Genomic DNA, 24765 nt, shown 5'->3' on the forward strand with positions numbered 1-24765 from the left:
CGATGCCGGCGTGTCATCGTTGAAAAGACAACGGAAACGCGCCGGCAATGCGGTGGATAAGTCAATTCCGACCGGATTCCGTCACCATGGTTTGGTCTGGGTCGAAGATGAATCCGAATCCTGGTTGGCGGCCGAACCCTTGGATGATTCATCACTCGAATCAGGCGATGTGGATTGCGTGTTCTGCTGAAGGAGTTCCTCCACCTTCTTGCGTTGTTCCTCGGTCAGGTTGCCGCCGCTTTGCTGTTTGTCCGTATCGTTCTGCGAGGACTCGTTCTGGACGTTTGTGTCGGAATTCTGAGAATTGCTCGTTGCCTTGATTGTTTTGAGCGTGCGTTTGGTCAATTGCTCGGATACCGCACTGTTATGCTTGATCGCCTCACGCAGCTGCGGCAGCAGCAGCGCCCCGGCGGAAGCGGCATCCCGGAATTGCGCGTCCGTTTGCTGTTGTTGCGCGTTCAGTTTGTCGAGGTCGGGAGTCTGCGACTGACTGGTCTTGATGTTTTCAATCAGACTTTGCGTGGCCTGATTGTACTGGTTTGCGGCCACGAGATTCACGACGGCCAGCGCCGCGACGGCGACCAACGCCACGGCGATGATGATCAGTGCGACGCGTACCGGCAATGAGGCGCGCGCCTTACGCGGGGATGATGCATTCATAGCAACCTCCTTGATGACGCCAGCCATGCGCCGAGCTCACAGGATAACAAGAATGCCACCGCAATCGCGAATGGCCAGACCAAGGGAGTGACACGTGTTCGCTGCTTGGCGGTCTGCGAGATGCGCCATTGGCTCGAGGCTTCTTTCGACATGCCGGAACTCATGGTGTTCGAGGCGTTCAGTTGCAGGGCGGTACCGCTGAGCTCATCGGCGATGGTCTTCATGGTATCCGCATTCATGCGGGATATGCCCGGCTGGCCGGTTTCCGGATCGGTGACCCATTGCTGATCGGTTTCGCCCACGCCATCGACCGTGACGGGAATCTGGCCTCCTTGTTCGCTACCGACCGCCACGGTGAACGCATCGTTGAGATATCGTCGCAGTGAGGAGAAGGTGCGTCGGGTTTTCGAGGAGGTCTGTTCGCCATCGGAGATTAGATACATCACGATGGCATCATCGGGATGTTGCTCATGAATTGACTTGCAGGTCAACAACAGCTGATCGATCGGAACGTCAAGCGTGGAGCCGGATGAAACGGAGGTCGCCTCCGGGGCGAGGGTGTCGGCCCAATTGTCAATCGCCTTGGAATCAGGGGTCAATGGAACATCCAACGTACCGCTGGCGCCGAAACGCACCGCGGCGAAACTGGAATTCGGGTACAGGCCGGTGATGTCCTTCACCGCCTGCTTGGCCACATCCAATCGGGTTTGCAGCTCGTCGGAACCATATTGCGCATCCTTGACCGCCATGGAGCCGGTCACGTCGACGGCGATCACCACATCGGTGGCGTTGATCGCACGGTTATGCGTGGACGATACGATGCTGGGCGTCAGGATCATGACCGCAACCAGCAGGCAGATCAGGGTACGTCGCGTGCAGGCCCATACGGTTTCGTCGTTGTCGGCGCGCCGCCTTATGTGCAGCACGACCTCGATTATGGCGGCCGCCAGCATGACGGCGGCCAATACGCCGCCCGCCGGCCATCCCAGCGCCGGTGAGAAAGTCAGATCGTTCATCGTCTCAACCTCCATGCGAGCGCCAGCCAGATGATCGTCAATACGGCCAGGGCCAACGTCCACCAGCCGGGAGCGTCGACGAGTGAGGCCTTGCTGTTCGCCGCATTCTCATGGCTTCGGCGTGAATCGATCTGTTTGACCAGTTCGGCCACGGATGAGCCGCCGGATTGCGTCAGGAACACACCTCCGTGCGCTTCGATTTCGGATTTGAATGCGGAGGTCGTCTCGTCGCCTTCGCTTTGCTTCGGCCCGGAGAACAGGCCGTCCACGGTGATTTTCGCCTCGGAGGTCAGTTGCAGGGCCTCATTCAGGGTGTAGATGGGCGTTCCGGACACGACGTTGTCGGTGGCCAGCACGATGGAGGCCGCACGCTGACGGGCCGCATTGTCCGCATTGGCCTGACCATAAGCGAAACCGGGCAGCATCGCGGCGCAGCTGACCACACCGTCGCCTATCAGCGACGTGGCTTCCTTGCGGTTCTGCGTTCCCTCCAGCCAATCGGAGATCTTCTGGTAGTCGCTGTCCTTCATCTTATCGATATCGTCCTGTGATTCGACGCCCTTGAGGATCGTGCTGGCCTCGGCAAGCTGCTTGGAAACCAGCTCATAGTCGTCGGTCAACGGGAACACGGTCCGCGATGTCGAATTGAAGATGCTCAGACCAATGCGTTCGCCTTTGAAATTGCTTACCAGCTTGCGGTAGGTATCGATGACCTCGCGATCGTAGGGAAGCGTGGAACCGGATACGTCAAGGCACAGCACGATGTCACGGCTGCCGGCGCGTTCCTCACCCTCGTCGACCTGGCTCGGTCTGGCGACCAGGGCTACGGAAACGACCAAGGACAGCGTCAGCAGCACTGCTGCCAGGCGAGACAACGTGCGCCACAGGCGGAAAAGGCGGGAGGCCGTTTCCGTGTTGAGATCGTCATCCAAGCTGAACGAACGAGCGGCGTCGGTGTCATGCCTCTGCGCATGCGAGGCCACCAACATCAAGACGGCGATGACGGCGATGGCGCCGATGACGCCTGCGACGGCGGCCCAAGGCCAATGCCATGACAGTTCCATCTACCGCCACCTTTCCACAAGATTGGCCACCCATTCCCCGGCCTGTTCCACCGTTGCCTCACGTGCGATGCCGTTGTTCGCGGCATCGGCGAATTCGGGCGGATACAACGCCTCGATGGTTTGACGAAGCAACGTGATGCCCTCCTGATTACCGGTGGTGCGCGGAGCGGCGTCGATGTCGGCGAGCGTGCGGTTGCGGATGTCGACGCCGGTGACGGTCGAAACGTAGTCCCGGGACAAGGCCGCCAGCTCGGCAAACGCGTCCTCACGGCTGATTTCGTCCCTATCATGACGGGTCACGATGTCATCGATCCGTTGTCTCCACAGCGCCCTGTCCGTCAATTCGTCATGCCGACCGCGAGGTTGCCGACGTGCGGCTTTTCGGCCCGGACGGGACAGCCATATGGCCGCGGCCACCGTCATCGCGGCCAGAACCAAGCAGATGACCAGCGTCACGATCAGCGGCATCTGCAGGTCGATCAGGCCCAACGGCTTCAAGTCGGTTTCGGACAAATGGAGCGTCATGACTTCCCTCCCGACGATAGGCGTGCGGGGGAGCGTAGCGGGTTATGCGAAGACCCGGCCAAGGCCATGGAAACCATGTGCACGAATTCGCCGAACATGCGCTCGCTGGATCCGGCATGAATCACCGTGGACCCGCAACGATTCAACTCCCGGCGCACGGCCGCGGCGAGATACCCGCGATGCGTACGCACCTCCTGCGCCGTTGTGCGGTTGCGCAGGAATGCGGGGACACGGCGAGGGCCGTTGCCGTCGAAGACATGCGTGAAACGTCCATATTCGAACGGGTTGATGGTGGCTACGTCGATAAGCACCATGGGATGCGTACGCGCAATGCGTCTTATGGCTTCGATATGGCGCTCCTGTAGGGCGTGCTCATCGGTGGCAAGCACCACCAGCGCTTCGCGGTCACGAATGCGACGCGCGTATTCCAGCAGCGCGTCGATATTGCGCGGATTGGACCAATCACGTTCCAATGCCTGATCCAACGTCTGTTCGAATTGTGCGAAGCCCCCGTTGAAAGGTATCCGCGTGATCGAAGCGGAGTCGCCGAAGACCACGGATACTTCGTCGCCACGACGCAGACTCAACGCGGCGAACATGCACAGCGCATTGGCTGCGACCTGATACGCCTGTTCGCCCGAAGGGCAAGTGCCGGTCATCTCCTGGCCGACATCCAGCAACAGCCATGCACGGGAAGTCGACGGACGTTCCCTGAGCACCACCATTGGGCGGCCGACGCGGGCGCTGGTCTTCCAATCGATCTGTCGAGCCTCGTCGCCGGCCTCGTAGACGCGGATGTCCATCACATCATCCGATCCGAAGCGTTTGTTCGAGGCGTGGGCACCCTCCAGCACGCCCAGCGCCTTGCGAACGGTAGGCAGGCTCAACGTGGTTCCGAGGGCTTCGATCTTTCTTCGGATCGGATTGTCGGAACGGTTCTGATCGATCATGGAACGGGAACCGCCTGCACGATCGAATCGACGACCTGATCGCTGTTCACACCGTCGGCCAGAGCCTCGAACGTAAGAATGATGCGATGGCGAAGTACCTCGTGGGCGAAGGCCTTGACATCTTCCGGCACCACATAGTCGCGACCTTGCAACAGCGCATTGGCCTGGCCGATGCGGGTCAGGGCAATGGAAGCGCGCGGCGAGGCGCCGAGGCGTACCAACGAGGACAGTCCCTGCACCGGATGCGATCCTGCGCCGCGGGAGGTCGCCGCGATATCGACGGCATACTGCATGATCGCGTCGGACACATGTACGCGACGGGCGCATGAACGCAGGAACTCCGCGTCGCTGATGGAAATGACCTCGGAGGTGATGGCCCTCGGATCGAAGGTGTCGGAACCGCGACGAGTGAGCATGGCGAGCATGCGCTGCTCCTCCTGAGCGCTCGGATAGGTCATGACGGCCTTCATCATGAAACGATCCATCTGGGCTTCGGGAAGATTGAACGTGCCTTCCTCCTCGATGGGGTTCTGCGTGGCGATGACCATGAACGGCTTCGGCAGCGCGATACGCTGGCCGCCGATGGTAGTGGCGCCTTCGGCCATGGCTTCCAGCATGGCCGACTGGGTTTTCGCGTTGGAACGGTTGATTTCGTCCAGCAGTACGAAATTCGCGTGAATCGGACCGATCTGCGTGGCGAATCGTTGTGTGGAGAAATCAAACACCTGCGTGCCGATCAGATCGGATGGCATCAGATCCGGCGTGCACTGTACGCGCTTGAACGTACCCGACACGGAGGTGGCCAAGGTCTGAGCAGCCGTGGTCTTGGCAAGACCCGGCACCGATTCGATGAGAATATGGCCGCCGGCCACCAGCGTGGTGATCAGGGATTCGCGCAGATTCTCCTGGCCGACCAGGGTCTGGGCGAATCGGGCGCGAATCTGCGAACCCAACTTTTTCGCGCGGTTGATGTCTTCTGCGGATAGTGCGACTGTGGTCGGTGCAGTCGGGGCCGGAACCGGCGCCGACTGGGGAACCTGCGGTTTTGGAGGGAATAAAGCCATGCCATCTACTGTAACTGGTTAAGCTGACGGCAAAGACCAATCGACAGGCGAGGATCCCATCGAAGTCAGCGCCGCGTTGGCGCGAGAGAACGGCTTCGAGCCGAAGAATCCATAACGTGCCGACATCGGACTTGGATGGGGAGATTTGATGATGAAGGCATTCGTGAGCAACGGCTCCAACGTCTGCGCATTGCGACCCCAGAGTATGGCGACGAGGGGCTTGGGGGTGCCGTCCGCGTTCGTCCTCGCGTTCAACGCGCGGATCGCCGCTTCGGTGACGGGCTCCCAACCTTTGCCCTGGTGGCTGTTCGGATGGCCGACCCCCACGGTCAGGCACCTGTTGAGCAGCATGACGCCCTGCCCGGTCCACGGTGTCAGGTCGCCGTTGGCCGGCATGGGCAGGCCAAGGTCGTCGGTCAGCTCCTTATAGATGTTGGTGAGGCTTCGGGGAATCGGCCTGACATCGGGGGCCACGCAGAAACTCAGGCCGACCGGATGGCCCGGGGTGGGGTAGGGATCCTGACCGACGATCAGCACCTTGATGTCGTCGAACGGAATGGTGAATGCACGCAGAATGTTCTTGCTGGCGGGCAGGTAGGGGCGGCCTGCGGCGATCTCTCCCCTGAGGAAATCGCCCATGCGATGCACCTGCGGCTCCACATCGGACAGCGCCGTGGCCCAACCGGGCTCGATAAGTTCGGATAACGGCTTGATATGAGCTTGAGTCATGGGTATTACTGTACGACCCATGGTACGACCTTGTACGCCTATGTCGTGCGTGCATGGCTGGGGCACGCGACGCGAATTGGCCGCTGACTGCAGTGGTCAGTACACTTTCAGTGTAAGTGTGCGAGAAATGAGGTCGTAAGATGGCTCAACAGGACAAGGAAACCTATGATTCCTATGCCAAGGATGCATTCGACAATCCCCCGGCGGGGCCGATGGGCGTCCACCGGGGTGCGCGATCGGTCGCATCCCGTGCCATGCCGTACGTCATAGTGGTCGTGGTGGCATTGCTCGCCGGTCTGCTGTTCTGGGGAATCTATTCCGGTGAAATCGGCAAGTTGAAGATGCCGTGGTCATCGTCGCAGGCAAGCTCGTCACAGACCGCATCCACCAAGAAGACGGCTACGGCCGAAGCGCAGTCCAGTGATACGGCCACCGCCACGCAGACTCCGGACGCCACGGGGGAGGCGAGCGATACGGCGTCACCGACCGAGTCCGCGACGCCGGAGCAGATCGTGAACAAGGACACCCAGATCCGTGTGATCAATGCCACGAACGTCACCGGTTACGCACAAAGCAAGGCGAACGAGCTGACCAACGCCGGATATACGAGTGTGACCCCCAGCAACCCGACCGGTACGGTTCCCACGCAGACCGTGGTCTGGTACCAGAACGAAACCGACAAGGCAACCGCCGAAGATGTCGCCCAGACGCTGGGAATCACCAATGTCGAGCAGAGTGACGGATTAGTCACCCCGATTGTGGTGGTGCTGCTGAACTGAGAGCGCGTCACGAAAAACGCCGGGACCCCTGTCCGTATCGGGCAGGGGTCCCGGCGTTGGAAGAATACCGGAATCGCAGGGCTATGCCGTGGCGTCGAAGGGGCCGGTGTTCTTGCCGATAGCGCAAAGCACGCACCTCGGTTTGGCACTCGAGGCCCGAGAGTGCTAATCTGCACAATTAGCACTCGAGGAGTGAGAGTGATAACTGGCAGCTGACGGCCGGCATCACGGACTCGTCTCCGACAGTGGGAACAATACCGTGTAGCCATATGTGGAGGAACAATGGCAAAGATCATTGCATACGACGACGAAGCGCGTCAGGGAATGCTCGCGGGCCTCGACAAGCTCGCCGACACCGTCAAGGTCACCCTTGGCCCGAAGGGCCGCAACGTGGTTCTGGACAAGACCTACGGCGCCCCGACCATCACCAACGACGGCGTTTCCATCGCCAAGGAAATCGACCTTGATGACCCGTACGAGCGCATCGGCGCCGAGCTGGTCAAGGAAGTCGCCAAGAAGACCGACGATGTCGCTGGCGACGGCACCACCACCGCCACCGTGCTGGCCCAGTCTTTGGTGCATGAAGGCCTGAAGAACGTCACCGCCGGCTCCAACCCGATCGCCCTGCGTCGTGGTATCGAGAAGGCTTCCGAGGCCATCGTCAAGGAGCTCGTCGCAGCTGCCAAGGACGTCGAGACCAAGGATCAGATCGCTGCCACCGCAACGATCTCCGCCGCGGATCCGGAAGTCGGCGAGAAGATCGCCGAAGCGCTGGACAAGGTCGGCCAGGATGGCGTCGTGACCGTCGAGGACAACAACCGCTTCGGCCTGGATCTTGACTTCACCGAAGGCATGCGTTTCGACAAGGGCTACATCGCCCCGTACTTCGTGACCAACGCCGAGGACCAGACCGCGGTGCTCGAAGACCCGTACATCCTCCTGACCTCCGGCAAGCTGAGCTCCCAGCAGGATGTCGTGCATGTGGCCGAGCTGGTCATGAAGACCGGCAAGCCGCTGATGATCATCGCCGAGGACGTTGACGGCGAGGCTCTGCCGACCCTGATCCTGAACACCATCCGTGGCACGTTCAAGTCCTGCGCCGTCAAGGCTCCGGGCTTCGGCGACCGCCGTAAGGCCATGCTGCAGGACATGGCCATCCTGACCGGCGCACAGGTCGTGTCCGACGAGCTGGGCCTGAAGCTCGACTCCATCGACATGTCCGTGCTCGGCACCGCCAAGAAGATCATCGTCTCCAAGGACGAGACCACCATCGTGTCCGGTGGCGGCTCCAAGGAGGACGTGGCAGCCCGCGTGGCTCAGATCCGCGCCGAAATCGCCAACACCGACTCCGACTACGATCGTGAAAAGCTGCAGGAGCGCTTGGCCAAGCTGGCCGGTGGCGTCGCGGTCATCAAGGTGGGTGCTGCCACCGAGGTCGAGGCCAAGGAACGCAAGCACCGCATCGAGGATGCCGTGCGCAACGCCAAGGCCGCCATCGAGGAAGGCCTGTTGCCGGGCGGCGGTGTCGCTCTGGTCCAGGCTGCCGCCAAGGCCCAGAAGGACGTTCAGCTCGAAGGCGACGAAGCCACTGGCGCCGCAATCGTGTTCCGCGCCATCGAGGCCCCGATCAAGCAGATCGCCGAGAACGCCGGCCTGTCCGGTGACGTGGTGATCGACAAGGTTCGCTCCCTGCCCGACGGTCAGGGTCTGAACGCCGCCACCAACGAATACGAGGATCTACTGGCCGCCGGCGTCACCGACCCGGTCAAGGTCACCCGTTCCGCCCTGCAGAACGCAGCCTCCATCGCAGGCCTGTTCCTGACCACCGAAGCTGTGGTGGCCAACAAGCCGGAACCGCCGGCAGCCGCTCCGGCCGCTGGCGCCGACATGGGCTACTGATCGGCCTGATATAACCGATCGGTCCGATCGCTGACTGAGCGAACAGACATTACGGGAACCCGTCTTTCCTTTGGGAGGAGACGGGTTCCTTGCGTTTGCCGGCCATGCGGGGTGATGCCACCACTTACTGATGCCACCACTACTGTGCGAATAGGCGGGACGCCTGCATTTCCGTGTCCGCGTACAGCGAGGAGGCCTGCATGAGCGCATGTTGAATGGATTCCAAGGACCGTTCCATCTGCTGCTGCGCCGCACGCCATTGTTCGGCCACGGCATTGAACTGTGTGGCCGCGCCGCCCCTCCAGACGCTCTGCAGGTTGTTGAGATTGCCGTACATGCCCTGTACCGCTTGTCGAATCGATTGGATCGAGGCGCTCACTGCGGCGCTGGATGACTGTATCTGTTCCGAATCGACCTGAAACTGTGGCATGGTGTGTTCCTTTCATCGTTGAATGTGTGCATATCAGCCGTTCGCTTACTGATTGGCGTATCCGAACGGTAAGGTGGAGCGTATGGCAAAAGTGAGTGGAACCAATGCACAATCGAAGGCTGTGGTCGGAGGATGGTCCCAAACCGGATGCATCGGCGTGTCGCGTCAGTATGCCCAAGGCGAACATCGCTGGATTCACGCGCTTTTCATACTGTTGGCAGCCATGTTGTGCTGCTGTATGACGTTGTGCATAACTCCCGTCGGATGGGCCGATGATACGCAGACGAACGATACGCAGACCGGCATCACCGCGACGGATAACATCACCGATACTGAAAACCTGCTTGGATCGAATGTGTCCGAAATCACCGACGCCATCAAGAACACCGAAAAGGAGACCGGGGTCACCGTTCGGCTGCTGTACCTGTCGACGTTCAATACGGGCAAGAAGAAGCCATCCCAGTGGGCGAGCGATTTGCTGGAATCCCTGAAGCCCCAACCGAATACCGTGCTGCTCGCCGTGGCCGCGAACGACGGTAACCTAGTGGTGGCGGTATCGTCGAACTCCGACGAATGGCTGAAGAAGAAGTCCACGGTGGACGCGCTGTCGGATGCCGCGCAGAAGCCGCTGATGGAGTCCACGCCCGATTGGTCGAAATCGGCCACGGCGATGATGGATCAGATCGTACTGGCCAAAAAGACGTCCACGTCATCGAACATCACCATGATCGGCGTAGGCATCATGGGAGCCGTTCTGGTGCTGTTGGTCGTCATCATCGTAGTGTTCCACATCTATCGTAAGAAACATCCGAAGCGGCGCAGGAAGAGGCGCGGCAGCCATCGCAAGACCAAAGGCGGCGAATTCGAGACGTATCGTGAGGTCGAGGAGAAGACGGAGCCGGCAAAGGCGTGGAATCCGCAATCTTCAACGGAAGACCCAGATATCGTTCAGGAAACGTCCAGCGAATCGAGTGAAGCTTGAAGGCATGAGTAAGCCTATTGAAGCATCAATTGTCGTTGTCGATGACGAACCATCCATTCGCGAGTTGCTGGTGGCCTCGCTGCATTTCGCGGGATTCGAGGTGAATACCGCGGCCTCCGGTTCCGAGGCCATCGAGGTCATCGAAAAAACGCAACCCGATTTGATCGTGCTGGATGTGATGCTTCCGGATATCGATGGTTTCACGGTGACCCGACGCATTCGTCAGGAAGGCATCGCCACACCGGTGCTGTATTTGACGGCACGCGATGACACCCAAGACAAGGTCATGGGCCTGACCGTCGGCGGCGACGATTACGTGACCAAACCTTTCAGCCTGGAGGAAGTGGTGGCGCGCATCCGCGCCATTCTGCGCCGTACCCAGGAACAGGTGGAGGACGATCCGATCATCCGGGTCGGCGATCTGGAGATCAACGAGGATTCGCATGACGTATCCCGTGCCGGCCAGCCGATCGATCTGAGCCCCACCGAATACAAACTGCTCCGTTACCTGATGGACAACGAAGGCAGGGTGCTTTCCAAGGCGCAGATTCTTGACCATGTGTGGCAGTACGACTGGGGCGGCGACGCAGCAATCGTGGAATCCTACATCTCCTATCTACGTAAGAAGGTCGACGGCATCGTGGTCGAGGACGCCGACGGCGAAGAGCATAAGGTGACCCCGCTCATCGAAACCAAACGTGGCATCGGCTACATGATTCGCGCACCCAAGAACTGAGACGATCCGATCGATGAGCCGGGACACCAAGCGAACACAACCTGACGATGCAGGCGTTCAGGGCGGGCCTGCGGCGCAGGCCGCATCTCAAACGTCGCCAGCCCGTCGCCCATCGTTGTTTCGACGTATCGGCAGACGGGTCGATGCGATTCCTCTGAGCACGAAACTGGTCACCTGCATCATCGTGCTGCTGACCATCGGTACCATCGGCATCTCGTTCTCCATCCGAACGCTGGTCGGCAACTACCTGCTGCAGAAAACCGATACGCAGCTGATCAACCAGGCGCAGCTGGTGTTCAACAATATGGATTCGCTGGGCGATACCACCGACAGCGAGAACAGCAGGAACAGCCTGATGAACACCTACTACGTGGAGGTGCGCACCAGTGACAGCAAAATCACCGGAACCGGGTTGGTGCCGGTGCTCAAAGACGGAGTGGTTTCCGAACCGAGCCTGCCGGCGGACGGCAGCAGCGACGGCGTGACGCTGGGGCAGCCTTTCACCACTCAGGCCGTGGTCCATGTCACCGGTAACCATGCGCCGGATCATTCCACCATGCAGGCGGCCCAATCGCCGTGGCGTGTCGTAGCCCTGCCATGGAGCGAGCGAGGCAAGGACGGCCAGGTTAAAAACAGCGGCATCGTGTATATCGGCCTGTCGTTGAGTGACCAGATCGATACCACGAATACGCTGACCAGGTACTGCGCGATGGTAGGTATCGCCGTTGTGCTGCTCGGCGCGATTCTAGGCACCATCGTGGTGCAGAGCACACTCACTCCGCTCAAGCGCATCGAGAAGACGGCGGCGAAAATCGCGGCCGGCGACCTGAGTCAGCGTGTTCCGGATATGCCGGAAAACACCGAGGTCGGCTCGCTGTCGGTGTCGCTCAACACCATGCTGACCCGTATCGAGGAGAGCTTCCATGCACAGGCGGAGACAACGGAGAAGATGAAGCAGTTCGTCTCCGACGCCAGTCATGAGCTGCGTACGCCGTTGGCCGCCATTCATGGCTATGCGGAACTCTATAAGATGCAACGCGATATGCCGGGGGCGCTTGAACGCGCCGACGAATCCATCGAACATATCGAAGCCTCCAGTGCGCGTATGACGGTGCTGGTGGAGGATCTGCTGTCCTTGGCACGACTCGACGAAGGCCGCGGTATCGACATCACGCAGCAGGTTCCGCTCACTTCGGTGGTGCGCGATGCGGCCGATGATCTGCACGCGCTTGATCCGGACCGTGGCATCCGCTGCGGCCTGATAGCGATCAAGCCTGGAACCGATCTGGAGCACCCGTCCGACTTCACCTTCCAGGATGGTGACATGCCGGCGATCACGTTGACCGGTGACGCCTCAAGACTGCGCCAGGTGGTCACCAACATCGTGGGCAACATCCACCGGTACACGCCGGCCGATTCGCCGGTGGAGATCTCCATGGGCGTGCTGCCGGCATCGATCAGCCCGGAATCGTTGTCGCGCATGCCCGCCAACGAACGGTCCATGCATCATCTGGTCGAGGCCATCGAAGTGGGCCAATCCATGCAGGTGGGCATGAACTATGCCATCGTACGATTCTCCGATCACGGTCCGGGCGTACCGCCTGAGGCCCGATCGAAGATCTTCGAACGTTTCTATACCGCCGATCCCTCCCGCGCACGGCAGAAGGGCGGTACCGGACTCGGCATGGCCATCGCGCAATCGGTGGTCAAAGCGCATCATGGTTTCATTTGCGCATCCGGTAGTGAAGGGGGAGGCCTGACGTTGACGGTGGTACTGCCGGTCGCGCCGGTCGAGCCACGACCCGTGCCGGAAGCGGAAACACGCAAGGCGGACAAGAAGGGCCGGAAAACGAAGAAATAGAGGCCGACTGGCGCGAACAATGGCGGGTGCGATCATATTCCCGTCTTCTGCGAAGGGCCGGCATTGGTCATCATCCCACCTCTTGCGCTAGACTATATCCTTGGTTTGCAATAGGCGGATGACGAGCATCCGCAAGCAGGTATGTGAAAAGTAGTGAGGTGACAATGCCTAGCGGACGCGTTCGTTGGTTTGATACGAACAAAGGCTATGGATTCATTCAGAACGAGCAGGGCGCCGATGTGTTTCTGCCCGCCGTTGCGTTGCCCGAAGGCGTGAAGACGCTGCGTAAGGGCGCGAAGGTCGAATACTCCGTAATCGAAGGGCGTAGGGGACCTCAGGCGATGAACGTGACATTGGTCGCATCGGCCCCGTCACTGGTCAAGGCCACCCGACCGAAGCCGGATGACATGGCCGCCATCGTCGAGGATTTGATCAAGTTGCTGGATTCCGCAGGGAACCAGTTGCGTCGACATCGCTACCCTTCGCCGGCCGAAAGCAAGAAGCTGGCCACGCTGATGCGTGCCGTTGCCGATAATTTCGACGTACAGGACTGATTTATGCCCGATACCACTTTGGATCCCCAGGCGATCGCCAAGGCGGTGGCCATCGAAGTCGCCGACGAGGACAATCAGGTCGGTGACTTCGTCGAAGCCATCGACCTAGGTGATGACGTCACCGATTTTCGTTTCGAGACGCGTGTGCGCGGCTATGAAGGCTGGCAGTGGTCGGTGACGCTGTACCACGACGTGGAACTCGATCATTGGACGGTCAACGAATCATCGTTGGTGCCGACGGATAGGGCATTGCGCCCGCCGGCATGGATTCCCTGGAAGGACCGCCTCGAACCCACCGATCTGGCGGTGACCGATTCCATCGGCACCGAGCCGGATGATCCTCGCCTGGAAGAGGGCTTTCGTGCGACGGACGCCGGTGAAGGCGCTCCGGCCGAGACGCCCGAGATGTCTGAAACGTCTGAGACATCCAAGGAGGATGTCGAAGATGCGGTTGAGGAATTCGAACTGTCCCGCAGGCATGTGTTGACGCCCTTGGGGCGTGCACAGACCGCCAAGCGCTGGTATGAGGGGCCGCGTGGCCCGAAGTCGCTGTCCACCAAGACGGCTGACGGCAATCCTTGTTCCACCTGCGGTTTCTTCATTCCCCTGAAAGGTGAGCTGAATCTACTGTTCGGCGTGTGCGCCAACAAGTGGAGTCCCGATGACGGTCGCGTGGTGTCAGTCGACCATGGATGCGGCGAGCATTCCGAAATCGAGCCGCCGGAGCCGTCGCATCTGTGGGTGCAATCCAAGCCGGCCTTCGACGACCTGCATATCGACATCATCGCCCAAGCTCCGCGTGAGGAACGCGGTTCCGTCGAACTGATCGAACAACTGGAAGGCGAGGAGCCCAATCCGAACGATGAGGAGGAGGCTTCGGAAGAAGACATCGAAGCCAACACCATCGATGACAACGAGGCATCGCAGGAGGACGTGCAGGAACATGCCGAACCTGCGGACAGCCCTGAGGTGGAGACCACGCTCGATCTGAGTGAAGACGAAGAGACCGAGAAGTCCTCCGATGATGAGGAGCCCGCTGAAACCGGGGAACAGCCCGTGAAACAAGAGGCTGGGGGAACCGGGGATTCCGCCGGACCGGAGGAATCCCCCGAGTCGACGGAATCGGAGAAGCCATCCGAGACGGAGTCCGCGGAACCGACTGAACAGTAACGCCTTCCTCACGTTACTGTAGACAATCGAAGCGAGTCAAGGAATCCTGATGCCCGTGTGATGCCGGTGTCGGTTGGATTCCCTGATTCGCTTCGATCATTTACGCTTCAATCGTTCACCATGACGAATGTGCATCGTTCAGTGCACGACGGTGACGGTGCAATCTGCGAAATTCACGATCTGCTTGGATACCGAGCCGAGGAAATGCGCATCCATGCCGGACAGTCCACGTGACCCAACCACCAGATGGCGGGCGAAGCGCGAGGCCGCGATAAGGCCTTTCGCGGCGGAAATGTGGAAGGCATGCGATTCGATGTCGAAATCATCGGGAATGTCTCGCGCGGGAATCTCAATGGAATCGATCATCTCGTCCAACAGATGCTCGGCTCGCTCCTGACCGACCGAAATCGGTGCGACGGCGTTTTCATATCCTTCGATCACGCCGAGATCCTTCAACTGCCAACAGAACATAACCTGCAACGGCGCGTGATGAATGGACGCCAGCTCAATGGCGAACTGCAACGCGTGCTTCGACGTTTCCGAGCCGTCCACCCCGACCACGATCGGACGTTGGTTCTTCGGCAGCGGCGATCCGGGCATGTCGAAACGCACCTCCCGATCGCCGGGGGTCAGCGCATTGGCGATGGCATCTTGCACGCTGGCCTCCTCATCATCGAGAATGCGCACCACGGTGACCGGAACCTTCGCCTCCTCGGCCAGCGATGCCGACAATGAGCCCAAAAACCATCGGGCCACGCGACCGAGCGACCGGCGGCCCACTACGATTTGTTGCGCGTCCTTGCCGATTTCCAACAGGGCCGCGGTGCCGGAAGCCCTTACGGAAGTGAGTTTGACACGGTCCTCATTGATGGCCATGCCGGAACTGGCCTGCGCCACCCAGTCCCGCAGACGTTTCGCGATGCCATGACGCATGGCCGCCCACTGCTCTTCGGAATCCGGTTCCGAACCCATATCCCACGAATGCGTCCAGCCATATACCGCATTGACCCGCTGGCCGGTGAGGGATGCCTCCTGCAGTGCCCAGCGCAACGCGGCGAAGGATTCGTCGGAACCGTCGACACCGACTACGATGTCACGTTGACGAATGTCCGTGTCAACGCCGGCTTCGGTGGTTTGTAGGGTGGTGTCGCTACTCATGATGACCTCCTTGGTCGTTGCCCTATACCAAGCATATCGGTTTGGTTGCGTCGAGAGCGCAAATTCACATGCGCGTGGGAATAAACGTCATCGTGAATCGGTAGAGTGTTGAAGGACTAATAAGAGTGGAAGGACAAGCATGTTCGAACGGTTTACAGACCGTGCCCGGCGCGTGATCGTGCTGGCTCAGGAAGAAGCTCGTACCCTCCAGCACAACTACATCGGTACCGAGCATCTGCTGCTCGGCCTGATTCGTGAGGGTGAGGGCGTCGCCGCGAAGGCGCTGGCCTCGAAGGGTGTGTCGTTGGACGATACCCGCAAGCAGGTCGAAGAGATGATCGGTAAGGGGAATGCGTCGCCGAACGGCCACATTCCTTTTACTCCGCATGCCAGGCAGGTGTTGGAGCTGTCGTTGCGTGAAGCGTTGCAGCTGGGGCACAGCTATATCGGTACCGAGCACATCCTGCTCGGCCTGATTCATGAGGGCGAAGGCGTCGGTACCCAGGTGCTGATCAAGATGGATGTCAATCTCGGCGAGCTGCGCAGTGCGACCATCGATCTGATCCGTGGCAATTCAGGCGGTAGCCAGGGTGAAGGCAAGGGCGATCTCGCCAATGCCGGCGGCGTGCAGGATAGGCGGAACCAGAGCGGTTCGGCCATTCTCGACCAGTTCGGTCGCAATCTGACCGCCGAAGCCGCTTCGGGTAAGCTCGACCCGGTGATCGGTCGTTCGAGCGAGATCGAACGCGTAATGGTGGTGCTGAGCCGGCGTACCAAGAACAATCCGGTGCTGATCGGTGAGCCGGGCGTCGGCAAGACCGCCGTGGTCGAGGGTTTGGCCCAGAAGATCAACGCCGGCGATGTGCCGGAGACGTTGAAAGGCAAGCAGGTCTATTCCCTGGACTTGGGTTCCATGGTGGCAGGTTCCCGCTATCGTGGCGATTTCGAGGAACGCCTGAAGAAGGTCTTGAAAGAGATCAAGACCCGTGGTGACATCGTGCTGTTCATCGACGAGATTCATACCATCGTTGGCGCAGGTTCCGCGGATGGTGCCTTGGGCGCTTCCGACATGCTTAAGCCCATGCTGGCTCGCGGCGAACTGCAGACCATCGGCGCCACCACCACCGACGAGTACCGCAAGTACATCGAAAAGGATGCGGCGCTGGAACGCCGTTTCCAGCCGATTCAGGTGCATGAGCCGACCATCGCCGAAACCATCGAGATCCTGAAGGGTCTGCGTGAACGCTACGAGAATCACCATCATGTGACGATCACCGATGGCGCGCTGCAATCCGCAGCGGAGTTGTCTTCGCGTTACATTCAGGACCGTCATCTGCCCGATAAGGCCATCGATCTGATCGATGAGGCCGGTGCGCGCCTGCGTATCCGCCGTCTGACCGCCCCGCCGGAGCTCAAGGAGCTTGATGCGAAGGTGGCCAAGCTGGCCGAAGAGAAGGATCAGGCCATCAAGGACCAGGACTTCGAGAAGGCGGCCGAGCTGCGCGACAGGCAGGAGAAGCTGGAAGCTGAGCGCAAGGAGAAGGAATCGTCCTGGCGTGAAGGCGAATCCGACGTGAAGATGGTCGTGGACGAGGATGTGATTGCCGAAGTGATCTCGCAGACCACTGGCATTCCGGTGTTCAAGCTCACTCAGGCTGAGTCCAAGAAGCTCATGAGCATGGAATCCGAGTTGCACAAGCGCATCATCGGTCAGGACGAGGCCGTGTCGGCGCTGTCCCGCTCCATCCGACGTGCGCGTGTGGGCCTGAAGGACCCGAAGCGCCCGTCCGGTTCATTCATCTTCGCCGGCCCGACCGGTGTGGGCAAGACCGAGCTGGCCAAGACGCTGGCGGAGTTCCTGTTCGATGATGAGGACGCGCTGATCCGCGTGGATATGTCGGAGTTCTCCGAAAAGTACGCCGCATCGCGTCTGTTCGGCGCCCCTCCGGGATATGTCGGCTATGAGGAGGGCGGCGAGCTCACCGAAAAGGTGCGTCGCAAGCCGTTCTCCGTGGTGCTGTTCGACGAGATCGAGAAGGCGCATCCGGACATCTTCAACACATTGTTGCAGGTGCTCGATGATGGTCATCTGACCGATGGCCAGGGCCGCAAGGTGGATTTCAAGAACACCATCATCATCCTGACCACCAATCTCGGCACCCGCGACATCGCGAAGGCCGCCAACACGGGCTTCAATCTTGGTACGAACACCGAGTCGAGCTACCAGCGCATGAAGGATCAGGTCTCTTCGGAATTGAAGCAGCAGTTCCGTCCGGAGTTCCTGAACCGTCTGGACGACATCATCGTGTTCAAGCAGCTTACCGAGCCGCAGGTGCGCCAGATCGTCGACCTTGACGTCAAGCAGCTCAACGACCGTCTGTTCGACCGCCACATGTCGCTCGAGCTCACCGATGCCGCCAAGGACCTGCTCGCGCAGAAGGGCTTTGACCCGCTGCTCGGTGCCCGTCCATTGCGCCGCGTGATCCAGCGCGACATCGAGGATGCCATATCGGAGAAGATTCTGATGGGCGACCTCGAAGACGGCCAGCGCGTGAAGGTCGATGCCGAAGGCGAGGGCATTCTGGGTGAATTCACCTTCTCCGGGGAGGCGTTTGAGGAGCCGGTGACGGCGGACGAGTCGTCTGAGTCAGATTCCGCCGAGCCCGTCGAGGTTTCGGCCGGGACCGCCGATTCGGCATCGGAATCTTCCGAAACCGAATAAGTGACTCGAATACCGCACTAAGTGGCTGAAATCCACGAAAAGCGGCTTATCCATGACAGATCGTTGTCATGGATAAGCCGCTTTTCGTGGATTTCATATATGTGTTGTTGGATATGGATCAGTATTTTGGCGCCGTGTTTGTCCTGCACGGTGTACACACGCTTGTATCGCAGATTACCGATGGTGGGGCAGCGAAGGCTTGGCTGTGAACGGTATTCCGGCCGCACGTAATTTGTTGATGAGCGGCGTGCGCCTGACCGCATCAAGAAAGGTGAACCTTACGACGGCATCGACGCCGCATGCTCGTAATGTATCGGATCGCAGTCGTTCCTCTTCCACAATGTCGCTGATCGTATGTCCTCCGGTCATCGTCGGATTCACGTATTTGTCCTGTCCGTCAAGTTCTCCGACAATCGTTCGGCCATCCTCCGTATGCCATACATAATCGGCGCGGCGGCGCTCGCCGGAAACAGGATGCACGAATTCCACCTGTTGCGTAGGCAACGCAACGCCTTCCTCGATCATGGTTGCCAGGCAAAATGATTCCCCGCCGTTCTCGCTAATGCCGATGGCATGTTGTGCGACGGAAATCGCCAGCTCACGTTTTCTGCCGACATACGGCTCATCGCAATAGTCGATGATCTGCTGTCGCGAAGCATGCCCGTCTCGAATCGCGGATTCGAAAATCGCAAATGCGTTACGAAAAGAGAGCATGCGTCCGCAATCAAAAAGAGTGCGGAATATGTCGGTTGACTTGGCGCCATCCAGATTTACGGCTTGGTCCAGAAATCTTGATGCCGTATGTACGCGTTTGATTTGATTGCAGTAGCTTCCACCCCTTCCTGACGTAGAGGCGATGTAGATGGTGCCGTTGCTGTGCAAAGCGGTTGAATGGTCGAGTCTCCATAATGCCGCCGCGGAGAGCGAGCTGAAAATCATGTTGGGATGATGTTGGGCCAGCGTTCTGCATATATGTCGGGATCGTTCGATTGCGTCCAGACCATTCCAGTATGTTTTTTCCGCGTACATTCCCGGATAGGGACGGCATGTGATGCCTTGCACGGTGAGTCTGTGAAGCAAGGCGCTTTCATTGTTGTTCCGTGCGAGAACGCACATGCACCGGGACTGTGCCTGCCGCAGGCGCTGTCTGATAACTGCCCTGATGTTCATTGTTCGAGCATAGGGAAACCCATGTTCTGTGGTCTAGTCGATTTGGCGATTGTGGATAACTTAAGGGTCGCTACGGGGTGGCGTCGGCGTGTTACGGTCAAAAGAGGTGTGGATAAGTCTTTTGGCGCTTGATTTGGTCGTTTGATGATTGATATGGTCCGATGCTCGGCGGTGCGCATCGCACAGTGATGTAGACGTCTTGAATGTGTCTTGAATCCTGCAGATACCAGCTTTGTTCCAGCGAAAAACAGTCTGATTCCACACATAGGAGCTTATTCATGACATCTGGTGCTGGATATAGGGCGGTTTTTGTGGATATAGATTGGTTTCGATGGGTGAATTCTCTGGATATGACGAAAGGGCGGGTACGCAACCTTAAAAAAGTTACGTACCCGCCCTTTTGCGTTACGGACCGTGCGTGTGACGTCAAGTCGCGTGCAGCCGAACCAAGGCTATTTGATGGCGTTCAGCCACTGTTCCTTGGTAGCCTTTTCGGCCTCGAGCTTGGCCTTCTTCTTCGGATCGGACTCAGCGGCGATCTTGGCGTCGAGCTCGGTCAGCTGGGCGTTCAGCTGTTCCTCGAAGGAGGATTTGCGGGCGTCGGCTTCCGGATCGGACTGCTTCCAGGCGGCATCCTCGACGGCCTTGATTTGCTTATCCACGGCGTCAAGACGGCCTTCGATGCGGCGGACTTCGTCGCGCGGCACATAGCCGATCTGATCCCACTCCTCCTGAATGGCGGCAAGTGCCTGACGCGCCTGCTTGGCGGCCTCCTCATCCTTGACCGGAACAAGGGCTTCGGCCTTGACCAGCAGTTCCTCCTTCTTGGCCAGGTTCTCCTTTTCGGAGGAGCTGATCTGGTCACGGTCCGCCTGACGTGCGTTGAAGAAGGTGTCGGCGGCGGCACGGAACTGGGCCCACATGGCATCATCCTCGCGGCGTCCCGCACGGCCGGCCTTCTTCCAACGATCCATCAGCTCGCTGAACTTGCGTGAGGTTTCCACCCAAGCGGTGGAGTCCTTCAGGGCTTCGGCCTCGGCAATGATGGCTTCCTTGGCCTCCTTGGCTTCGTTGCGTTCGGCGTCGCGGGTCTGGGCCCACTTGCGGCGTGCCACGTTGAAGGCGGTGCGTGCCGTGGAGAAGCGGGACCACAGCGCATCGGCATCGGCCTTGTCGATGCGCACATTGTTGCGCTGATGCTCCTGCCACTGCTGGAAGAGCGAGCGGAACTTGTCGGAAGTGGAACGCCAGTTGGTGTTGCTGTCAAGACCGGCGGCAAGGGCTTCGGCCTTTTCCACGATGACGGTGCGTTCGGCCACTGCCTTGGCCACGGCTGCCTTACGGGCTTCGGAAAGCTGGGCCTTCTTGGCCGCACCCTCTTCCTTCAAGGCTTCGAACTGCGCCTTGAGGGCCGCCAGATCACCGACGACGGCCGGCTGTTCGGTCTCTTCGGACAGGGTCTTCAGCGAGTCGTCGATTTCGCGGGACTTGACGCTGCTGGACTTGAGCCTGTTCGCAAACAGGTCGAGCTTGGCCTTGAGATCGAGGTAACGGCGTGCATACAATGCCAGGGCCTCTTCTTTGGAGGCATCCGGGAACTGGCCGACCTCACGTTCTCCCTCTGCCTCCTTGACGAATACGGTGCCGTCATCGGAGACGCGTCCGAAAGCCTCGGCGGCTTTGACATCAGCCTCGGAGAAGCCGGTGCCGGTGGCTGCCGGAGCCGGGCGGGACGGAGTCTTCTTGGCGAATGCGGCGGGGGATGGGGCGTGCGGCTTCATCGCTGCCGGGCTTGGAACGGCCGGTTTGCTGGCCTGGGCTGCGGGCGTCGTCGCCTGCTCGGTGATTTCATTGGTGTTCTCGGACGCGGTGACATTCTCGTCGGCCATGGCCAGCTCCTTTAAGTAAGCTTCATGTAGTGCAGGGAAGCGGATGACGCAGATCGACCCAGGAAAGCCTGAACAATCGTGCGGCATTTTCCGCAACCTCATTTATTATAGGGAACCGTGGCAAAAGGCGCATCTATTTCAGGATTTCCAGAGTGGCTCCCCTCTGAACGTGTTGTGGAGCAGCGTGTTATCGACACGCTCCGTAATGTATTCGAACTCAATGGCTTCATCGGCATTGAAACTCGTGCGGTTGAGCAGGGTTCGAGCCTGTTGAAGAAGGGTGAGACCAGCAAGGAGATTTACCTGCTGAGTCGTCTGCAGGAGGTCGGTCACGAGTCCGACACTCCGATTGAGGATCGTTTGGGCCTGCATTTTGATCTGACGGTTCCGCTGAGTCGGTATGTGGTCGAGCATTCAGGTGACCTCGCCTTTCCCTTCAAGCGTTGGCAGATTCAGAAGGTGTGGCGTGGCGAGCGTCCGCAGGAGGGCCGTTTCCGCGAGTTCGTGCAGGCCGATATCGATGTGATCGGCAATGGCGATCTGCCTGACCATTACGAGGTCGAATTGCCGCTGGTCATGGTGTCGGCGCTCGAACGTCTGCGCGAGTTCGGCTTGCCGAAGGCCACCGTGCATGCGAACAACCGCAAGCTGTCCGAAGGCTTTTATCGCGGTTTGGGACTGACCGACGTCGAAGGCGTGCTGCGTGAGATCGACAAGCTCGACAAGATCGGCGCCGACGAAGTGGCCAAGCTGCTCGTCGAAGGCTGCGGTGCAAACGAAAATCAGGCACGAGCCTGCCTTGAACTGGCCGAACTGACCGCCGCAAATGGAGCCGATCTGGCCGAAAAATTCGATGCGTTGTGCGCGAAGCACGACATCGCGGCCGATTCCGACGCCTACGTGCTGGCCCGTCAGGGCCTCGACACCTTGGCGATGATCGTTGATGAGGCAGCGCGCATTCGTCCGGGTTCCGTGATCGCCGACCTGAAGATCGCCCGCGGTCTGGACTACTACACCGGTTCCGTATATGAGACCTTCCTTGATGGCGCCGCATCACTCGGCTCCATCTGCTCCGGTGGCCGCTACGACAACCTCGCCTCGCAGGGCAACAAAAAGTATCCCGGCGTCGGCCTGTCAATCGGCCTGTCCCGTCTGGTCTCCTACATGCTGCATGCCGCCGGTGCGCACGCCAACCGGGTTTCCCCGGCAAGCGTGCTCGTGGCCGTGTGGAACGAAGCCGACCGTTCCGCTTCCAACGTAATCGCCAACCAGCTTCGCGCACGCGGCATCGCGGCCGATGTGGCCCCGACTGCGGCCAAGCTCGGCAAGCAGATCAAATACGCGGACAAGCTGGGCGTCCCGTACGTGTGGTTCCCCTCCGATGCCGCCGAGGATGGTGTCGGCGACGAAGTCAAGAACATCATCACCGGTGACCAGCAGCCGGCTGATGCGAGGTCGTGGGAGCCGGATACTGTGTATGCCCGGCAAACCGTTACCGTCGAAGCCTGAACATCAAGGCATACGGTATTGTTTCGTTCATTGAACATAAGGAAACAAAGAATAGAGGAAGCATGAGCCAGACGGCTTATAGAACACATCATGCCACCGAGGTGACCGAGGAGCTCGTTGGCCAGAAGGTGACGCTCGCCGGTTGGGTGGATCGTCGTCGTGACCACGGCGGTGTGGCCTTCATCGATCTTCGCGACAACACCGGTCTGGTGCAGGTCGTGATCTACGACGAGGAAATGGCGCGTCCGTTGCGCTCCGAGTTCGTGATCCGGGTCATCGGCGAGGTGCGTCTGCGTCCGGATGGCAACGAGAACGATCATCTGGCCACCGGCAAGATCGAGGTCGTTGCCGAAACCATCGAGGTGCTCGCCAAGTCCGACGCTTTGCCGTTCCAGGTCTCCACGGCTCTTGAAAACGAGTCTGAAAACAAGCTGCCGGGCGAGGATGTGCGTCTGAAGTACCGTTACCTCGATCTGCGTCGTCCATCCATGCAGCACAATCTGAAACTGCGCTCCCAGATGTCGAAGGCCGCACGTCACGCCCTCGAGGAGATGGGCTTCGAAGAGGTCGAGACTCCGACCATGATCAAGTCCACGCCGGAAGGCGCTCGCGACTTCGTGGTGCCGGCCCGTCTCGTGCCGGGTTCCTGGTATGCTCTGCCGCAGTCTCCGCAGTTGCTGAAGCAGCTGCTCATGGTCTCCGGTGTGGAGCGCTACTATCAGTTGGCCCGTTGCTACCGCGATGAGGATTTCCGTGCCGACCGCCAGCCGGAATTCACCCAGCTCGACATGGAGATGGCCTTCGTGGATCAGGAGGATGTGATGGCCATGGCCGAGAAGGTCATCGCCGCCATCTGGAAGTCCGCGGGTTACGAGATTCAGCTGCCGATTCAGCGCATCACCTGGCAGGAAGCCATGGATAAATATGGCTCCGACAAGCCGGATCTGCGCTTTGGCAACCCGCTGGTCGAGCTGACCGACTATTTCAAGAACACCCCGTTCCGCGTGTTCCAGGCACCGTACGTCGGTGCCGTGCTCTTCAAGGGTGGCGCTGCCACGCCTCGCCGTCAGTTCGACGCATGGCAGGATTGGGCCAAGCAGCGTGGCGCCAAGGGTCTCGCCTATGTGGTCTTTGCCGAGAACGGTGAGCTTAAGGGCCCCGTTGCCAAGAATCTGTCCGAAGAGGAGCGCAATGGTCTGAAGGAAGCCATTGGCGCCGAAGACGGAGACGCAGTGTTCTTCGCCGCCGGCCGTCGCACTTCCGCGCAGGAACTGCTGGGCGCCGTGCGTGTGGAGCTGGCCGATCGCGCCGGCTTGCTCAAGCCCGACGATTTCGCCTTCACCTGGGTCGTGGACTTCCCGTTGTTCAAGACGACCGATGATCCGGATGACGATGATGTGGCAGTCGGTCACTCCAAGTGGACCTCCATGCATCATCCGTTCACCATGCCGTCGAAGGATTGGATCGACACCTTCGACAAGGATCCGGAACATGCCATGTCCGACTCCTACGACATCGTCTGCAACGGCAACGAAATGGGCGGCGGCTCCGTGCGTATCCACCGCGACGACATTCAGGACCGTGTGTTGGACGTGCTGGGCATTACTCCGGAAGAGGCCGCCGACAAGTTCGGCTTCCTGCTTGAGGCTTTCAAGTACGGTGCTCCGCCGCATGCCGGCATCGCCCTCGGCTGGGACCGTACCGCCGCCATTCTGGCAGGTGCCGATTCCATCCGTGACGTCATCGCCTTCCCGAAGGCCGGCGGCGGTCGTGATCCGCTGACCGGTGCTCCGGCTCCGATCTCCGATGAACAGCGCGCCGAAACCGGTGTCGACTATGATCCGGATGAGGACGAGGACTGACACCTCTTCTTGCGGTAGGACGAGGGCTGTTCGTGC

21 protein-coding genes are annotated in these 24765 nt (G+C 59.8%); 10 read left to right on the forward strand and 11 right to left on the reverse strand.

All coding sequences use genetic code 11. From position 1 onward, the window contains the following. Positions 1–81 precede the first annotated feature (81 nt). The 7 genes from HMPREF1494_RS03030 to HMPREF1494_RS03060 are packed head-to-tail and all read right to left on the reverse strand — an operon-like array spanning position 82 to position 6008. The gene (locus HMPREF1494_RS03030; RefSeq protein ID WP_034519425.1) at positions 82–660 is read right to left on the reverse strand and encodes a DUF6466 family protein; all 579 of its coding nucleotides are present in this window, start codon (positions 658–660) and stop codon (positions 82–84) included. After that, positions 657–1676, reverse strand: a complete 1020-nt coding sequence (locus HMPREF1494_RS03035; protein ID WP_034519428.1) for a vWA domain-containing protein — start codon at positions 1674–1676, stop codon at positions 657–659. Before HMPREF1494_RS03035 ends, HMPREF1494_RS03030 begins: the two co-directional genes overlap by 4 nt. Next, complete coding sequence (locus HMPREF1494_RS03040) at positions 1673–2740, reverse strand: VWA domain-containing protein (protein ID WP_034519431.1); 1068 nt, start codon at positions 2738–2740, stop codon at positions 1673–1675. Before HMPREF1494_RS03040 ends, HMPREF1494_RS03035 begins: the two co-directional genes overlap by 4 nt. Then, positions 2741–3265 carry a hypothetical protein gene (locus HMPREF1494_RS03045; RefSeq protein WP_034519434.1) on the reverse strand — a complete coding sequence of 175 codons (525 nt, stop codon included), beginning with the start codon at positions 3263–3265 and terminating at the stop codon, positions 2741–2743. Then, entirely contained in the window at positions 3262–4215 is a 954-nt protein-coding gene (locus HMPREF1494_RS03050; RefSeq protein ID WP_034519437.1) for a DUF58 domain-containing protein, read from the reverse strand. The genes HMPREF1494_RS03045 and HMPREF1494_RS03050 overlap by 4 nt, the downstream gene beginning before the upstream one ends. Further along, positions 4212–5279, reverse strand: a complete 1068-nt coding sequence (locus HMPREF1494_RS03055) for an AAA family ATPase (protein ID WP_003842420.1) — start codon at positions 5277–5279, stop codon at positions 4212–4214. The genes HMPREF1494_RS03050 and HMPREF1494_RS03055 overlap by 4 nt, the downstream gene beginning before the upstream one ends. Positions 5280–5297: 18 nt before the next feature. Then, on the reverse strand, positions 5298–6008 hold the full coding sequence (locus HMPREF1494_RS03060; protein ID WP_033489192.1) for a uracil-DNA glycosylase: 711 nt from the start codon (positions 6006–6008) through the stop codon (positions 5298–5300). A gap of 140 nt (positions 6009–6148) precedes the next feature. Here HMPREF1494_RS03060 and HMPREF1494_RS03065 point away from each other — a divergent pair, with 140 nt between their 5' ends. Then, the gene (locus HMPREF1494_RS03065) at positions 6149–6787 is read left to right on the forward strand and encodes a LytR C-terminal domain-containing protein (protein WP_034519440.1); all 639 of its coding nucleotides are present in this window, start codon (positions 6149–6151) and stop codon (positions 6785–6787) included. Positions 6788–7069: 282 nt separating this feature from the next. Next, on the forward strand, positions 7070–8686 hold the full coding sequence (gene groL, locus HMPREF1494_RS03070; protein ID WP_003840790.1) for a chaperonin GroEL: 1617 nt from the start codon (positions 7070–7072) through the stop codon (positions 8684–8686). A 139-nt stretch (positions 8687–8825) separates the two neighbouring features. On the opposite strand, the gene HMPREF1494_RS03075 is transcribed toward groL, so the two are convergent. Next, entirely contained in the window at positions 8826–9116 is a 291-nt protein-coding gene (locus tag HMPREF1494_RS03075; protein ID WP_003840787.1) for a WXG100 family type VII secretion target, read from the reverse strand. A gap of 82 nt (positions 9117–9198) precedes the next feature. On the opposite strand from HMPREF1494_RS03075, the gene HMPREF1494_RS03080 reads away from it, so the two are divergent. The 5 genes from HMPREF1494_RS03080 to HMPREF1494_RS03100 all read left to right on the forward strand — a co-directional run bounded on the left by HMPREF1494_RS03080 (position 9199) and on the right by HMPREF1494_RS03100 (position 14419). Continuing rightward, positions 9199–10098 carry a TPM domain-containing protein gene (locus tag HMPREF1494_RS03080; RefSeq protein WP_034519443.1) on the forward strand — a complete coding sequence of 300 codons (900 nt, stop codon included), beginning with the start codon at positions 9199–9201 and terminating at the stop codon, positions 10096–10098. 4 nt (positions 10099–10102) lie between these two features. Then, complete coding sequence (locus HMPREF1494_RS03085; RefSeq protein WP_003840783.1) at positions 10103–10834, forward strand: response regulator transcription factor; 732 nt, start codon at positions 10103–10105, stop codon at positions 10832–10834. A 13-nt stretch (positions 10835–10847) separates the two neighbouring features. Continuing rightward, on the forward strand, positions 10848–12695 hold the full coding sequence (locus HMPREF1494_RS03090) for a sensor histidine kinase (protein WP_034519446.1): 1848 nt from the start codon (positions 10848–10850) through the stop codon (positions 12693–12695). Positions 12696–12859: 164 nt separating this feature from the next. Next, a complete protein-coding gene (locus HMPREF1494_RS03095) occupies positions 12860–13249 on the forward strand; it encodes a cold-shock protein (RefSeq protein WP_003840781.1) in 390 nt (129 codons plus the stop codon). A 3-nt stretch (positions 13250–13252) separates the two neighbouring features. Beyond that, positions 13253–14419, forward strand: coding sequence for a DUF3027 domain-containing protein (locus HMPREF1494_RS03100; RefSeq protein WP_034519450.1), 1167 nt, complete (start codon positions 13253–13255; stop codon positions 14417–14419). A gap of 138 nt (positions 14420–14557) precedes the next feature. Here the strand turns inward: HMPREF1494_RS03100 and HMPREF1494_RS03105 are convergent, their stop codons facing one another. Beyond that, complete coding sequence (locus HMPREF1494_RS03105) at positions 14558–15577, reverse strand: universal stress protein (RefSeq protein WP_003840777.1); 1020 nt, start codon at positions 15575–15577, stop codon at positions 14558–14560. Between the two features lie 139 nt (positions 15578–15716). Here HMPREF1494_RS03105 and HMPREF1494_RS03110 point away from each other — a divergent pair, with 139 nt between their 5' ends. Further along, entirely contained in the window at positions 15717–18299 is a 2583-nt protein-coding gene (locus HMPREF1494_RS03110) for an ATP-dependent Clp protease ATP-binding subunit (protein WP_034519453.1), read from the forward strand. 174 nt (positions 18300–18473) lie between these two features. Here the strand turns inward: HMPREF1494_RS03110 and HMPREF1494_RS11645 are convergent, their stop codons facing one another. Beyond that, a complete protein-coding gene (locus HMPREF1494_RS11645; protein WP_229059198.1) occupies positions 18474–19013 on the reverse strand; it encodes a hypothetical protein in 540 nt (179 codons plus the stop codon). A 908-nt stretch (positions 19014–19921) separates the two neighbouring features. Then, on the reverse strand, positions 19922–21358 hold the full coding sequence (locus tag HMPREF1494_RS03120) for a DUF349 domain-containing protein (protein ID WP_034519457.1): 1437 nt from the start codon (positions 21356–21358) through the stop codon (positions 19922–19924). Positions 21359–21475: 117 nt separating this feature from the next. Here HMPREF1494_RS03120 and hisS point away from each other — a divergent pair, with 117 nt between their 5' ends. Further along, complete coding sequence (gene hisS, locus HMPREF1494_RS03125; RefSeq protein ID WP_033489198.1) at positions 21476–22867, forward strand: histidine--tRNA ligase; 1392 nt, start codon at positions 21476–21478, stop codon at positions 22865–22867. A 62-nt stretch (positions 22868–22929) separates the two neighbouring features. Beyond that, positions 22930–24729: an aspartate--tRNA ligase gene (gene aspS / locus HMPREF1494_RS03130; RefSeq protein WP_034519461.1), complete on the forward strand. Its 1800-nt coding sequence runs from the start codon at positions 22930–22932 to the stop codon at positions 24727–24729. The last annotated feature ends 36 nt before the right edge of the window (positions 24730–24765 follow it).

The sequence above is a fragment of the Bifidobacterium sp. MSTE12 genome, from assembly GCF_000513015.1.
In the GTDB taxonomy this organism is placed as follows: domain Bacteria; phylum Actinomycetota; class Actinomycetes; order Actinomycetales; family Bifidobacteriaceae; genus Bifidobacterium; species Bifidobacterium dentium.